Origin of the sequence: Streptomyces sp. NPDC002209 (assembly GCF_042890265.1) — a bacterium.
Taxonomy (GTDB): domain Bacteria; phylum Actinomycetota; class Actinomycetes; order Streptomycetales; family Streptomycetaceae; genus Streptomyces.
Genome location: NZ_JBIARX010000003.1, coordinates 310,705 through 327,293 on the forward strand (window position 1 = coordinate 310,705; position 16,589 = coordinate 327,293).

1 protein-coding gene and 1 pseudogene are annotated in these 16,589 nt (G+C 72.7%); both read right to left on the bottom strand.

What is annotated here, in order from left to right; translation table 11 throughout:
* Positions 1-45 precede the first annotated feature (45 nt).
* A pseudogene (locus ACFYXK_RS08920) lies at positions 46-5,601 on the bottom strand (type I polyketide synthase); the annotation flags it as partial.
* A gap of 116 nt (positions 5,602-5,717) precedes the next feature.
* A complete protein-coding gene (locus tag ACFYXK_RS08925) occupies positions 5,718-16,583 on the bottom strand; it encodes an SDR family NAD(P)-dependent oxidoreductase (protein WP_389410466.1) in 10,866 nt (3,621 codons plus the stop codon).
* Positions 16,584-16,589 lie beyond the last annotated feature (6 nt).

Genomic DNA, 16,589 nt, shown 5'->3' on the forward strand with positions numbered 1-16,589 from the left:
AGTCCTTACGAAGGTTTGATGGAACCGCAATGCCTTGAACTGTTTTCAGATGAGGCCGAATTCACCGTCAATGAATTCGAGGACCTCATCGGCGGACGCGGATTCCAGCTGCTCCGCCACCGTGGAAGCGTCCACGTTCTCGAGCACTCCGTTGCACTTGGCCACCAAACCCTGAAGGCGAAGCGCGATACTGGACTTCATGGATTCATCGAGCGGCAGGCCGCTGATCAGCGCCTCGACGTCCTCGATCTTTGCGTTCACGCGAGACAGCACGTCGTCGCTGATGCCGAGCTCGTCGCGCAGGTGGCGGGCGAGGGTCAGCGGCGTGGGGTAGTCGAAGACCAGCGTGGCCGGCAGCTTCAGACCGGTCGCCTCACGCATCCGGTTGCGCAGTTCCACCGACGTCAGCGAGTCGAAGCCGACGTCCTTGAACGCCGTCTCCGCCCGGACGCCCTCCGGCCCGGTGTGCCCGAGCACGAGCGCGGCCTGACCGCGCACCAGGTCGAGGAGCAGGGCCTCCTGCTCCGCTTCGGTGAGCCCGGCGATCCGACGGACCAGATCGCCTTCCTTGGCGGATCCGGCGCGGGCCTGCTGCCGGCCAGCCGGTACAAGGCCACGCAGCAGGTGCGGCACCCCGCCACGGGCCGCTGCGCCTGCGCGCACGCCCCGCAGGTCCAGCTTCACCGGGACCAGCAGCGACTGCGGGGACACCACGGCGGCGTCGAACAGCTCCATGCCCTCTGCCGGCTTGAGCGCCACGACTCCGTCGCGGCTCGCGCGCCGGCTCATGCGCACCTGGTCGTCGGTGGTGAGGTGGGTGGTCATGTTGGTGGCGTATTCCCACGTGCCCCAGGCGAGCGACAGACCGGGCAGACCGGCCGCCCGGCGGGTGTCCATCAGCCCGTCCAGGAAGGCATTGGCCGCCGCATAGCCGCTGCTGCCGGCGCCCATGAAGACGGACGAGGCGGAGGAGTAGACGATGAAGGCGTCGAGGTCCAGGCCGCGGGTCAGTTCGTCGAGGTGCCGCACCGCGTCCACCTTGGGTGCGAACAGGCCCGCCAGCCGCTCCGGGGTCAGCGCCTCGATCAGCCCGGAGTCGAACACGCCGGCGGTGTGCACGACACCGGTCAGGCGGTGCTCGGCCGGCACCGATGCCAGCAGGGCCTCGACCTGGTCACGGTCGGACATGTCACAGGCCGCCACCGTCACCGCAGCGCCCTGCTCGGTGAGTTCGGCGACCAGCTCCTGCACGCCTTCGGCCTCCGGACCCCGACGGCTGGCCAGCAGCAGGTGCCGTACGCCGTGCCGGGAGACCAGGTGCCGGGTGATCAGCTCGCCCAAGGACCCGGCGCCGGAGACCAGGACGGTCCCGTCCGGTCCGAAGACCGCCGGAACGTCCGGGGCTTCAGTGGTGGTGCGGGCGAGCCGGGGCACGGAGAAGGTGGTTCCGCGCACCGCGATCTGCGGCTCCCCGCCGGCCAGCACCGCACCGAGCACCGCCTGCGTACCGCCTGTGGCAGTGAGGTCGGTGTCGGTGTCCAGGAGGACGATCCGGTCAGGGTTCTCGGCCTGGGCTGCACGGACCATGCCCCATATCGCCGATCCGGCCGGGTCGGTCACCGCGCCGTCGCCGGCGGGCACCGCACCCCGAGTCACGACCACCAGCCGCGACTCCTCCAGCCCCGTACCGGCAAGCCACGCCTGTACGACCTCCAGCACCCGGGAGGTCAGAGCCAGCACCGCACCCTCACCGGAACCACCGACCGCCTCCAGGACGGCCACCGCCGGGACCTCTGCGCCGCCGGCCAGGGCCGCCACGTCATCGGCGGTGGCCACCGGCAGCCACGAGGGCGCGGCCCCGGCAGCCTGCGCCTGGGACAGCTCGGTCCACTCGACCTGGAACAGCGAGTTGGCGACCGCTGCGTCCGCCGCCGTCTCCAGCTGCTCGGCGGACACCGCCCGGGACACCAGCGAGTCCATGGTCACCACCAGGCCGCCGGTCTCGTCGGCAGCCTCGACCGACAGGGCGTCGGGACCGCTCGGCGCCACGCGCACCCGCAGGGCAGCGGCGCCCGCGGCGTGCAGCGCCAGCCCGTTCCAGGCGAACGCCAGCACCGGATCCCCGGACTCCTCCTCCGCCGTGCCCGACGCGGCGCCGAACGTCGCGGCCTGCAGGGCCGCGTCCAGCAGTGCGGGGTGGAGGCCGAACCTGCCGGCTTCCTTGCGCTGCTCCTCGGGCAGGGCAACCTCGGCGAACACCTCGTCGCCGCGCCGCCAGACGGCCCGCATGCCCTGGAACGACGGCCCGTAGGCGACGCCGCGCTCGCGCAGATCGGCGTAGAAGTCGTCGGCGTCCAGCTCGACCGGCTGTGCGCCGGCCGGGGGCCAGGCGGCGAAGTCGAACTCCGTGCCAGGGGCCGTCGGCGATGCCGACAGGAGGCCGGTGGCGTGCCGGGTCCAGACGTCCGCGCCGCCCTCGTCGGCGGTGTCCTCGCGCTGGGAGTACACCTCCACCGTGCGCGAGCCGTTCTCGCCGGTTGCGCCGACCGCGACCTGCACCCGTACGCCGCCCTGCTCGGGTACGACGAGCGGTGCCTCGATCACCAGTTCTTCGAGCAGTCCGCACCCGGCCTCGTCACCGGCCCGAACGGCCAGCTCCACGAGCCCGGTGCCCGGGGCGAGGGTCACGCCGCCGATCGCGTGGTCGGCCAGCCAGGGGTGCGACTTCAGCGACAGTCGCGAGGTGAAGACCAGCCCGTCGGACTGCGGCAGCTGCACCACCGCACCCAGCAGCGGGTGATCGACCGTCGTCTGGCCCAGCGACGCCGCATCCGTGACCGACTCGTCCGCGTGGAGCCAGTAGTGCTGGTGGTCGAAGGCGTAGGTCGGCAGGTCCACGCGCCGGGACGGCGCCGTCCGCGGCAGCGCGCCGTTCCAGTCCAGCTCGACGCCCCGGACGAACAGCTCGGCCATCGAGGCGAACAGGCGGCGCAGGCCGCCGTCTTCACGGCGCAGCGAGCCGGTCACCACCACGTCGGCGGCGGTGTCGGTGGTGTCGACGGTCTCGGTGATCGGCTGGACCAGCACCGGGTGGGCACTGACCTCCACGAACACCCCATGGCCCTGGGCGAGCAGCTCGGCCACGGCCGGACCGAAGCCCACCTGGCCCCGCAGGTTCCGGTACCAGTAGTCGCCGTCCAGGACGTCGGCGTCCTCCACCCACGTACCGGTCACGGTCGAGTAGAACGGCACCGTCGGCGCCTTCGCACCGATCCCGGCCAGCGTGGTGGCGAGCGTCTCGCGTATGTCTTCCACGTGCCGGGTGTGCGAGGCGTAGTCCACCGCGACCCGACGCACCCGGGCGCCGTCGCCCGACAGCGCCTCCAGCGCCTCGTCCAGCGCTTCGGCGTCACCGGCGATCACCACGGAGGTCGGGCCGTTGACCGCGGCGACCTCCACCCGGTCCGCCCAGGGGGCCAGCCGTACGACCGCCTCGTCCACGGTCAGCGCGACCGAGGCCATACCGCCGCGCCCGGCCAGCTCCTTGGCAATGGCCTGGCTGCGCAGCGCCACGACGCGCGCCGCGTCCTCCAGCGAGAGCGCACCCGCGACACACGCTGCGGCTATCTCGCCCTGGGAGTGACCCAGCACCGCGTCGGGCTTGACCCCGACCGAAGCCCAGACGGCCGCCAGACCCACCATCACCGCGAAGCTCGCCGGCTGGAGGACATCGACCCGCTCGAGGAGCTCGGGCTCCGCCTCACCGCGCAGCACCTCGAGCAGCGACCAGTCGACCCACGGCTCCAGCGCGGCAGCACACTCCGCGATCCGCTCCGCGAACACCGGCGAGGAGTCCAGAAGCTCACGGCCCATGCCCGCCCACTGCGACCCCTGGCCCGGGAACACCCACACGACCTTGCCCGAAGCAGTCGCACTACCGGACACCACACCCGGCGCACTCTCTCCGCGCGCCAGCGCGTGCAGCCCGGCCAGCGCCTCATCGGCCGAGTCGGCGACCACGACCGCGCGCTCACCGAAGACGGTACGGCCCGACACGAGGGTCCCGGCCACCGAGGCCAGCGACACCTCGTCGGCGCCCTCGACGAACGCCGCCAGCCGTCCGGCCTGGCCCGCGAGCGAACCGGGGGTCCGCGCCGAGACCACCAGCGGCACCACACCGGCGGGCTGCGTCTCGCCGAGCTCCTGCTCCGCTTCCTCCGGCGGCGCCTCTTCCAGGATCAGGTGCGCGTTCGTGCCGCTGACACCGAACGAGGACACGCCGGCCCGGCGCGGGTGACCGTTCTGCGGCCACTCCCTCGCCTCGGTCAGCAGCTCCACCGCACCCGCAGACCAGTCCACCTGGCTCGAGGGCTCCTGGACATGCAGCGTGGGAGGTATCACGCCGTGGCGCAGCGCCTGCACGATCTTGATCACACTGGCCACACCGGCAGCCGCCTGCGTGTGGCCGATGTTCGACTTCAGCGAGCCGAGCCACACCGGCTGTTCGGGGTCGCGGCCCTTCCCGTACGTGGCCAGGAGTGCCTGCGCCTCGATCGGGTCACCCAGCGCCGTACCCGTGCCGTGCCCCTCCACCACGTCCACGTCGGACGCGGCGAGGCCGGCACTCTCCAGCGCCCTGCGGATCACCCGCTGCTGCGACGGACCGTTCGGCGCCGTCAGGCCGTTCGACGCACCGTCCTGGTTGACCGCGCTGCCGCGCAGTACGGCCAGCACCCGGTGGCCCCGCTCCCGCGCGACCGACAGGCGCTCGAGCAGCACCACGCCGACGCCCTCGGCCAGGCCCATGCCGTCCGCGCCGTCTGCGAACGCCTTGCACCGGCCGTCGGTGGCCAGGCCGCGCTGCCGGGAGAACGCCATGAAGGAGCCGGGCGTCGCCATCACCATCGCGCCGCCGGCGAGTGCCATCGTGCACTCGCCCTGGCGCAGTGCCTGCGCGGCCAGGTGCATCGCCACCAGCGACGAGGAACATCCCGTGTCCACTGAAACCGCCGGGCCCTCGAACCCGAACACGTACGACACGCGGCCAGACGCCACGCACGAAGCGGCTCCCGTGCCCGCGAAGCCCTCGACCTCCGGCGTCACGACGCCGGCGCCGGCCCCGTAGCCCTGGCCGGACACCCCGGAGAAGACCCCGATGTCGGTGCCCTTCAGCGAGAAGGGGTCGATGCCGGCGCTCTCCAGTGCCTCCCAGGAGGTCTCCAGCAGCAGCCGCTGCTGCGGGTCCATGGCGAGGGCCTCACGCGGCGAGATCCCGAAGAACCCCGCGTCGAAAAGCCCTGCCCCCTGCAGGAATCCGCCCTGGTCGGTGTACGAGGTACCCGCGTGGTCGGGGTCGGGGTCGACCAGACCCTCCAGGTCCCAGCCGCGGTCGTCGGGGAACCCGGAGACGGCGTCGACCCCGTCGGCGACGAGCTTCCACAGGTCTTCGGGCGAGGACACACCACCTGGATAGCGGCACGCCATGGAGACGATGGCGATCGGCTCCCGCGCCTGGTCCTCGACCTCGCGCAGCCGCTTGCGGGCGTCGCGGGCGTCGGCGATGGCCCTCTTGAGGTAGTCGCGGAGTTGTGCCTCGTCAGCCACTGGATTCAGCTCCAAGGAAAATTTGAGTGAGCGATTGCTGAGGGGGGTCCCCGCACCGTGGGTGCAGGGAGTACGGCCGGGCCCACCGGGGCCCGGCCGTACGGGGGTCCGGCTCAGTCGAGCCGGTCGAAGATCGCGAACAGCTCCTCGTCGTCAGCGGTTTCGAGATCCTCGTTGGACGTGTCCGCGGTTCCCGACGCCGCACCGGGACCGCCCGCCGACTCGGCTGCCTTCAGCAGTTCCCGCAGGCGTACGGTGATCCGGCCACGGGCCTCGTCATCGGAAGCCGCGGCCTCGATGGACGCCTCCAGACCGGCGAGACCGGCCAGCACCGGATCGGCGGCGGAGGCCTCCTCGACGGCGCACTCCTCGCGCAGGTGGCGGGCGAGTGCCAGCGGGGTCGGGTAGTCGAAGACCAGCGTCGCCGGAAGCTTCAGACCGGTCGCCTCACGCACCCGGTTGCGCAGTTCCACCGACGTCAGCGAGTCGAAACCGGCCTCCTTGAACGCCATTTCCGCTCGGACGCTGCCGGAGTCGGAATGCCCGAGCACGACCGCCGCCTGAGCACGGACCACCTCGAGGAGCAGGGCCTCCTGCTCCGCCGCGGTGAGTCCGGCCAGCCGGTCGGACAGCTGCCGGCCCTCGTTTCCGGTGCTCCCGGCGTTCGCCAGTTGCCGGCCCGCCGGTACCAGGCCGCGCAGCAGGTGCGGCACCCCGACACCGGTCGCGGCGTCGGCACGCACACCGCGCAGGTCCAGCTTGACCGGCACCAGCAGGGCCCGTCCGGACCCCACGGCTGCACCGAACAGCTCCATACCCTCGACGGACTTGAGCGCCATGACTCCCCCACGTCCCTCACGCCGGCTCATCTGAGTCAGGGTGAGGTCGTCGATGCTGTCGCCCAGACCGGTGACCTGCTCCCACGGGCCCCAGGCCAGCGACAGACCCGGCAGGCCCGCCGCCCGGCGGCAGGCCATCAACCCGTCCAGGAAAGCATTGGCCGCTGCGTAGCCACCACTACCAGCTCCCATAAAGATGGACGATGCGGAGGAGTAGACGATGAAGGCGTCGAGGCCCATTCCGCGGGTAAGTTCGTCGAGGTGACGGACCGCGTCGACCTTCGGCGCGAAGACCCCAGCCAGCCGCTCCGGGGTCAGCGCCCCGACCACGCCGGGATCGAAGACGCCGGCGGTGTGGACCACACCGGTCAGCCGGTGCTCGGCCGGAACCGAAGCCAGCAGGGCCTCGACCTGGCCACGGTCGGACACGTCGCAGGCGACCGCCGAGACGGCAGCGCCCAGCTCGGTGAGTTCGGCGACCAGCTCCTGCACGCCCTCGGCATCCGGACCCCGACGGCTGGCCAGCAGCAGGTGCCGCACGCCGAGGCGGGTGACCAGGTGTCGGGCCGCCAGCGCGCCCAACGACCCGGCGCCGGAGACCAGGACGGTCCCGTCCGGTCCGAACACCGCGGGTGCATCGGGGGCCTCGCCCGTGACCCGGACGAGCCGGGGGACGGAGAGGGCCGTTCCGCGGATCGCGATCTGCGGCTCACCGCCGGCCAGGACCGAACCCAGTACGGAATCCAGCACCGAATCCATGCCGCCTTCGGCAGCCGGGTCGGTGTCCAGCAGGACGATCCGGTCGGGGTTCTCGGACTGGGCGGCACGCACCAGACCCCACACCGCCGATCCGGCCGGGTCGGTCACCGCACCGTCGCCGGCGGGAACCGCGCCACGCGTCAGCACCACCAGGCGCGACTCCTCCAGCCCGGCGTCGGCCAGCCACGCCTGTACGACCTCCAGCACCTGGGAGGTCAGGGCCAGCACCGCGCCCTCGCCGGAGCCGCCGACGGCTTCCAGGACGGCCGCGGCCGGGACGCCTGCGCCACCCGCCAGGGCCGCCACCTCGTCAGCGGTGGCCACCGGCACCCACGACGGAGACAGTTCGGCTCCCTGGGCCTGGGGCAGCTCGGACCACTCCACCTCGAACAGCGAGTTGGCGACCGAGGTGTCCGCCGCCGCGCCCAACTGCTCGACGGACACCGGCCGAAGAACCAGCGAGTCCAACGTCACGACCGGACCACCGGTCTCGTCGGCGGCCTTCACCGACAGCGCATCGGGACCGTTCGGCGCCACGCGGATCCGCAGGGCCGAGGCACCCGCGGCGTGCAGCGCCAGCCCGTTCCACGCGAACGGCATCACGGGTTCCGAGGATTCCTCCGTCGCCGTGCTCGCCGCGGCGCTGAACATCCCGGCCTGCAGGGCCGCGTCCAGCAGCGCGGGGTGGAGGCCGAACTTGCCGGCTTCCTTGCGCTGGTCCTCGGGCAGGGCGACCTCGGCGAAGAGTTCCTCGCCGCGCCGCCACACGGCCCGCATGCCCTGGAACGCCGGCCCGTACGCATACCCCACCTGCGCGAGCATCTCGTAGCCGCCGCTGATGTCCACCTGCTGCGCGCCGGGAGGCGGCCAGGCGGCGAAGTCGAACTCCTGCTCCGCTCCTTGTGCTGCCGGCGATGCCGACAGGAGGCCGGTGGCGTGCCGCGTCCACACGTCCGCGCCACCCTCGTCGAGGGCGTCCTCGCGCTGGGAGTACACGTTCACGGTGCGCGAGCCGGTCTCACCCGGGCCGCCGACGGCGACCTGTACGCGGACTCCGCCCTGCTCGGGCACCACCAGCGGGGCCTCGGTCACGAGTTCTTCCAGCAGCCCGCACCCGGCCTCGTCACCTGCTCGTACCGCCAGCTCCACCAGCCCGGTGCCCGGGAGGAGCACCACACCGCCGACCCTGTGATCGGCCAGCCAGGGGTGCGACTTCAGCGACAGCCGCGAGGTGAAGACCAGACCGTCCGACTGCGGCAGGCGCACGACCGCACCCAGCAGGGGGTGATCGGCCGCCGCCTGGCCCAGCGAGGCCGCGTCCGTGGCCGCCTCGGCCAGGTGCAGCCAGTAGTGCTGGTGGTCGAAGGCGTACGTCGGCAGGTCGATGCGGGCGGACTCCGCTCCGGCGGGCAGGACCTTGGCCCAGTCCACGGCCACACCGCGGACGAACAGTTCGGCCATCGAGGCGAACAGCCGTCGCAGACCGCCGTCTTCACGGCGCAGCGACCCGGTCACCACCACATCGGTCCCGATGTCGGCGTTGTCGACGGTCTCGGTGATCGGCTGGACCAGCACCGGATGGGCACTGACCTCCACGAACACCCCATGACCCTGCGCCAGCAGGTCGGCCACGGCCGGACCGAAGCCGACCTGGCCCCGCAGATTGCGGTACCAGTACGCGCCGTCCAGGACGTCGGCGTCCTCCACCCACGTACCGGTCACGGTCGAGTAGAACGGCACCGTCGGAGCCTTCGCACCGATCCCGCCCAGCGTGGTGGCGAGGATGTCGCGAAGGTCTTCCACGTGCCGGGTGTGCGAGGCGTAGTCCACCGCAACCCGGCGCACCCGGACGCCGTCGCCCGACAGCGCCTCCAGCGCCTCGTCCAGCGCCTCGGCGTCACCGGCGATCACCACGGAGGACGGCCCGTTGACCGCGGCGACCTCAACACGGTCCGCCCACGGCACCAGACGAGCAACCGCCTCGTCGACGCTCAGCGCCACCGAAGCCATACCGCCACGCCCGGCCAGCTCCCTGGCAATGGCCTGGCTGCGCAGCGCCACCACACGCGCCGCGTCCTCCAGCGACAGCGCGCCTGCCACACAAGCGGCGGCGATCTCGCCCTGGGAGTGGCCCAGCACCGCATCCGGCTCCACGCCCACCGACGACCAGACCGCCGCCAGACCCACCATCACGGCGAAGCTCGCCGGCTGGAGGACGTCAACCCTCTCGATGAGGTCAGGGTCGCCTTCGCCGCGCAGCACCTCGGTCAGCGACCAGTCGATCCACGGCTCCAGCGCGGCAGCGCACTCGGCGATCCGCTCCGCGAACACCGGGGAAGAGTCGAGGAGTTCACGGCCCATGCCCGCCCACTGCGAGCCCTGACCCGGGAACACCCATACGACCTTGCCCGAACCGGTCGCGCTCCCGGACACCACACCCGGCGCGCTCTCACCGCGTGCCAGTGCCTGCAGACCGACCAGTGCTTCCTTGTTCGAGTCGGCGACCACCACCGCGCGCTCGCCGAAGACCGTACGGTCCGACACCAGTGTTCCGGCCACGTCCGCCAGCGACACCTCATCGGCGCCGTCGACGAAGGCCGCCAGCCGTCCGGCCTGGCCCGCGAGCGAACCGGCGCTCCGCGCCGAGACCACCAGCGGCAGCACACCGGCGGGCGCCTGCGCTTCCGCAACGGTCGCGGCCTCTTCGGCGGGCGCCTCCTCGAGGATCAGGTGGGCGTTCGTGCCGCTGACACCGAACGAGGACACACCGGCCCGGCGCGGGTGACCGTTCTGCGGCCATGCGCGGGCCTCGGTCAGCAGCTCGACCGCACCCGCCGTCCAGTCCACTTCGGTCGTGGGCTTCTGGGCATGCAGCGTGGGGGGCATGACGCCGTATCGCAGCGCCTGCACCATCTTGATCACACTGGCCACACCGGCAGCCGCCTGCGCGTGACCGATGTTCGACTTCAGCGAGCCCAGCCACAGCGGCTGCTCCGGATCGCGGCCCTTGCCGTAGGTGGCAAGCAGTGCCTGCGCCTCGATCGGGTCGCCCAGCGCCGTACCCGTGCCGTGGCCCTCCACCACGTCCACTTCGGACGGGGAAAGTCCGGCATTGGCCAGGGCCTTGCGGATGACCCGCTGCTGCGACGGACCACTGGGCGCGGTCAGACCGTTCGACGCACCGTCCTGGTTCACGGCACTGGCACGCAGCACCGCGAGAACCCGGTGGCCGCGCTCCCGCGCCACCGACAGGCGCTCGAGCAGCACCACACCGACGCCCTCGGACAGCCCCATGCCGTCCGCGCCGTCCGCGAACGCCTTGCACCGGCCGTCAGCGGCCAGGCCGCGCTGCCGGGAGAACGCCATGAACGCACCGGGCGTCGACATGACCATCGCACCGCCGGCGAGTGCCATCGAGCACTCGCCCTGCCGCAGCGCCTGCGCGGCGAGGTGCATCGCCACCAGGGACGACGAGCACGCGGTGTCCACCGAAACCGCCGGGCCCTCGAACCCGAACACGTACGACACACGGCCGGACGCCACGCTCGGCGCCAGCCCCGTGCCCGCGAAGCCTTCCACCTCGGGCGCGACCGTGCCGGTCCCGTAGCCCTGGCTGGAGACGCCGGAGAACACGCCGACGTCGGTGCCCTTCAGCGAGACCGGGTCGATCCCGGCACCCTCCAAGGCCTCCCAGGAGGTCTCCAGCAGCAGTCGCTGCTGCGGGTCCATCGCCAGGGCCTCACGCGGCGAGATCCCGAAGAACCCCGCGTCGAACTGGCCCGCTCCCTGCAGGAAACCGCCCTGATCGGTGTACGACGTACCCGCGTGGTCGGGGTCCAGGTCGAACAGGCCGTCCAGGTCCCAGCCGCGGTCGTCGGGGAAGGACGACACCGCGTCCCGGCCCTCGCACACCATCCGCCACAGGTCCTCGGGATCCGCCACGCCGCCCGGCAGGCGGCACGCCATGCCGACGATCGCGAGCGGCTCACCCGAATCGGCCGCCACGACCGTCGGTTCCACCGGCGCCGGCGCCACGTCACCGAACTCCTCGCGGAGGTAGCGGGCGAGGGCCAGCGGGGTCGGGTAGTCGAAGACCAGCGTGGCCGGAAGCTTCAGGCCGGTCGCCTCACGCACCCGGTTGCGCAGCTCGACCGAGGTCAGCGAGTCGAAGCCGGCGTCCTTGAACGCCGTCTCCGCGCGGACGCTGCCGGAGTCGGAATGCCCGAGGACGACTGCGGCCTGGGTACGCACCAGCTCGAGGAGCAGGGCCTCCTGCTCCGCCGCGGTGAGTCCGGCCAGCCGGTCCGAGAGCTGACGGCCCTCGTCGGCGGCGCCCGCCGCGCTCGCCTGCTGTCGGCCCGCGCGGACCAGGCCGCGCAGCAGGTTCGGCACCCCACGGCCGGCCGCCGCGTCGGCACGCACCCCGCGCAGGTCCAGCTTGACCGGCACGAGCAGCGCCTGCTCGGACACCAGACCGGCATCGAAGAGGTCCATGCCCTCCGCGGCCGAGATCGCGAGCACACCGCTACGGCTGGCACGGGCCTGGTCGACGGTGCTGAGGTGCGTGGCCATGCCGAGGGTCTGGTCCCACAGGCCCCAGGCCAGCGACAGGCCCGGCAGGCCCGCCGCCCGGCGGTTGTTCATCAATCCGTCCAGGAAGGCGTTCGCCGCCGAGTAGTTGCCCTGGCCTGCGCCTCCGGACAGGCCCGCAACGGACGAGAAGACGACGAATGCGTCGAGGTCCAGGCCCCGGGTCAGTTCGTCGAGGTGCCGCACCGCATCGACCTTCGGCGCGAACACCCCCGCCAGCCGCTCCGGGGTCAGGGCCCCGATCAGCCCGTCGTCGAACACGCCCGCCGTGTGCACCACACCGGTGAGCGGGTGCTCGGCCGGCACTGCTGCCAGCAGGGCCTCGACCTGGCCTCGGTCGGACACGTCGCAGGCGACCGCCGACACCGCAGCGCCCTGCCCGGTCAGCTCGGCGACCAGCTCCTGCACTCCGTCGGCGTCCGGGCCGCGGCGGCTGGCCAGCACCAGATGCCGCACCCCGTGCCGGGAGACCAGGTGACGGGCCACCAGACCGCCCAGGGAACCGGCGCCGGAGACCAGGACGGTTCCCTCGGGTCCGAAGACCGCCGGATTCTCCGGAACGTGAGCGGTCGTGCGGGCGAGCCGGGGCACGGAGAACGTGGTTCCGCGCACCGCGACCTGCGGCTCGCCGCAGGCGAGCACCGAGTCCAGCACCGTGTCCATCACCGAGTCCGTGCCGCCTTCGGCAGCGGGGTCGATGTCCACCAGGACGATCCGGTCGGGGCTTTCCGTCTGGGCTGCACGCACCAGACCCCACACCGCGGCGCCCGCGGGGTCGCTCACCGTGCCGCCGCCGGCGGGCACCGCACCCCGAGTCGCCACCACCAGCTGCGACTCCTCGAGTCCGGCGCCGGCCAGCCACGCCTGCAAGACCCCCAGCACACGGGAGGTCAACGCCAGGACCGCGTCCTCGCCGCCGTTCTCATCGCCGACGGCTTCCAGGACCGCCACGAGCGATACGCCGGGGACCGCGGCCATGCCTTCGGCCAGCGAGGTCACCTCGTCGGCGGTGGCCACCGGCGCCCACGACAGCGCGGGCTCGGCCTGAACCTCGGGCAGCTCGCTCCACTCCACCTGGAACAGCGCGTTGGCGACCGCAGCGTCCGCCGCGCCGCCGAGCTGCTCGGCGGAGACCGGACGGGACACCAGCGAGTCCAGCGTCAGGACCAGGCCGCCGGTCTCGTCGGCGGCCTGGAACGACAGGGCGTCCGGGCCGCTCCGCGCCACCCGCACCCGCAGGGCCGAGGCACCTGCGGCGTGCAGCGCCAGTCCGTTCCACGCGAACGCGAGCACCGGCTCGCCGGCCTCTTCCTCCTGTGCCGTGCCCGCGGCTGCGCCGACCGTTCCGGCCTGCAGGGCCGCGTCGAGCAGCGCCGGGTGGATGCCGAACTTGCCGGCGTCCTTGCTCTGCTCCTCGGGCAGGACGACCTCGGCGAAGACCTCGTCGCCGCGCCGCCACACCGTCCGCAGGCCCTGGAACGCCGGCCCGTACGCGTAGCCGCGCTCGAGCAGGTCGGCGTAGAAGTTCCCGACCTCGACCGGCTGCGCACCCTTCGGGGGCCAGGCGGCGAAGTCGAACTCCGGCGCATGGGCCGCCGGCGATGCCGACAGGAGGCCGGTGGCGTGCCGCGTCCATACGTCCGCGCCACCGTCGTCGGCGGTGTCCTCGCGCTGGGAGTACACCTCCACCGTGCGCGAGCCGTTCTCACCCGGTCCGCCGACGGCGACCTGTACGCGGACTCCACCGTGCTCGGGTACGACGAGCGGCGCCTCGATCACCAGCTCTTCCAGGACGCCGCATCCGGCCTCGTCGCCGGCCCGTACGGCCAGCTCCACCAGCCCGGTACCGGGGACGATGACCACACCGCTCACCGCGTGGTCGGCCAGCCAGGCGTGCGACTTCAGCGAAAGCCGCGAGGTGAAGACCAGACCGTCCGACTGCGGCAGGCGCAGGACCGCACCCAGCAGCGGGTGATCGGCCGTCGTCTGGCCCAGGGAGGCCGCGTCCGTGGCGCCGCCGACCGCCTCGAGCCAGTAGTGCTGGTGCTCGAAGGCGTAGGTCGGCAGGTCCACGTGTGCGGAGATGGCCCCGGTGGGCAGAATGCCGCTCCAGTCCACGGCGACACCGCGGACGAACAGTTCGGCCATCGAGGCGAACAGCCGTCGCAGGCCGCCGTCTTCACGGCGCAGCGAGCCCGTCACCAGCACAGGAGCAGTGGTGTCGGCGTTGTCGACGGTCTCGGTGATCGGCTGGACCAGCACCGGGTGGGCGCTGACCTCGACGAACACCCCGTGCCCCTGGGCCAGCAGGTCGGCCACGGCCGGACCGAAGCCGACCTGGCCCCGCAGGTTGCGGTACCAGTACGCGCCGTCCAGGACGCCGGCGTCCTCCACCCACGTACCGGTCACGGTCGAGTAGAACGGCACCGCCGGCGCCAGAGCACTCACCTCGGCCAGTGCCTCGGCGAGCGCCTCGCGGATGTCCTCCACGTGCCGGGTGTGCGAGGCGTAGTCCACCGCGACCCGACGCACCCGGACGCCCGCACCGGACAGCGCCTCCAGCGCCTCGTCCAGTGCCTCGGCGTCACCGGCGATCACCACGGAGGCCGGCCCGTTGACGGCGGCGACCTCGACCCGGTCCGCCCAGGGAGCCAGCCGCGCAACCGCTTCGTCCGCGCTCAGTGCGACCGAGGCCATACCGCCGCGTCCGGCCAGGTCCTTGGCGATGGCCTGGCTGCGCAGCGCCACCACACGCGCCGCGTCCTCCAGCGACAGCGCACCCGCCACACAGGCGGCGGCTATCTCGCCCTGCGAGTGACCGAGCACCGCGTCGGGCTCGATTCCCACGGAGCTCCATACGGCCGCCAGGCCCACCATCACGGCGAAGCTGGCCGGCTGGAGCACGTCGACGCGCTCCATGAGCTCGGGCTCGGTCTCCCCGCGCAGCACGTCGATCAGCGACCAGTCGGTCCACGGCTCCAGGGCGGCAGCGCACTGCTCGATCCGCTCCGCGAACACCGGCGAGGAGTCGAGGAGTTCACGGCCCATGCCCGCCCACTGCGAGCCCTGACCCGGGAACACCCACACGACCTTGCCCGGCGCACCGGAACCGGCACTGCCGGCCACGACACCGGCAGCGTCCTCACCGCGCGCCAGTGCCTGCAGCCCGGCCAGCGCCTCGTCTGCGGAGTCGGCCACGACCACCGCACGCTCGCCCAGCACCGCGCGGCCGGACACCAGCGCCCCGGCCACGTCCGCCGTCGACACCCCCTCGGCGCCCTCGACGAAGGCCGCCAGCCGCCCGGCCTGAGCCGCAAGCGCACCGGGGGTCCGCGCCGACACCACCAGCGGCACCACACCCGTGGGGAGCGCCTCGCCGGAGTCCTGCTCCGCCTCCTCCTGCGGCGCCTCCTCCAGGATCAGGTGGGCGTTCGTGCCGCTGACACCGAACGCGGACACGCCGGCCCGGCGCGGCCGGCCGTTCTGCGGCCACTCGCGGGCCTCGGTCAGCAGCTCCACCGCCCCCGCAGACCAGTCGACCTCGGTCGTGGGCGCGTCCACGTGCAGCGTGGGAGGCATGACGCCGTGGCGCAGTGCCTCGACCATCTTGATCACGCCGGCCACACCGGCGGCCGCCTGCGCGTGACCGATGTTCGACTTCAGCGAGCCCAGCCACAGCGGCCGGTCCGCGTCGCGGCCCTGGCCGTACGTGGCCAGCAGCGCCTGCGCCTCGATCGGGTCGCCCAGCGCCGTACCGGTCCCGTGACCCTCCACCACGTCCACGTCCGCCGAGACCAGCCCGGCGCTCGCGAGCGCTCCGCGGATCACCCGCTGCTGCGAGGGACCGTTCGGCGCGGTCAGACCGTTCGAGGCGCCGTCCTGGTTGACCGCGCTGCCGCGCAGTACGGCCAGCACCCGGTGCCCGCGCTCACGCGCCACCGACAGCCGCTCCAGCACGACCACGCCGACGCCCTCGGCCCAGCCGGTGCCGTCCGCGGCATCGGCGAATGCCTTGCACCGCCCGTCAGCGGCCAGGCCGCGCTGGCGGGAGAACTCCGCAAAGACGCCGGGCGACGCCAGGACCGTCGCGCCGCCGGCCAGCGCCATCGAGCACTCGCCCTGGCGCAGCGCCTGCGCGGCCAGGTGCATCGCGACCAGCGAGGACGAGCACGCGGTGTCCACCGAAACCGCCGGGCCCTCGAACCCGAGCACGTAGGACACCCGGCCCGAGGCCACACTCGTCGAGCCGCCCGTGCCGGCGAAGCCCTCCAGCTCGGGCGTCACCACACTCGCTCCCGGCGCGACGTAGCCCTGGCCGAAGACCCCGGAGAACACGCCGACGTCGCTGCCCTTCAGCGAGACCGGGTCGATGCCGGCCCGCTCCAGCGCCTCCCACGAGGCCTCCAGCAGCAGCCGCTGCTGCGGGTCCATCGCCAGCGCCTCACGCGGCGAGATCCCGAAGAACCCCGCGTCGAAGAGACCCGCCTCGTGCAGGAAACCACCCTGGTCCGTGTACGAGGTACCCGCACGCTCGGGGTCCGGATCGAACAGACCCTCCAGGTCCCAGCCCCGGTCCTCGGGGAACCCGGAGACGGCGTCCCGGCCCTCGGACACCATCTGCCACAGGTCCTCCGGCCCCGCCACGCCACCCGGCAGACGGCACGCCATGCCCACGATGGCGATCGGTTCACGGGAAGCGTCGAGGAGCTGGCGGTTCTGCTTCTTCAGCGAGCCGACTTCTTCCAGCGACTTCCTCAGCGCCTGGACGACCTTTTCATACGACGCACTCACTTAATT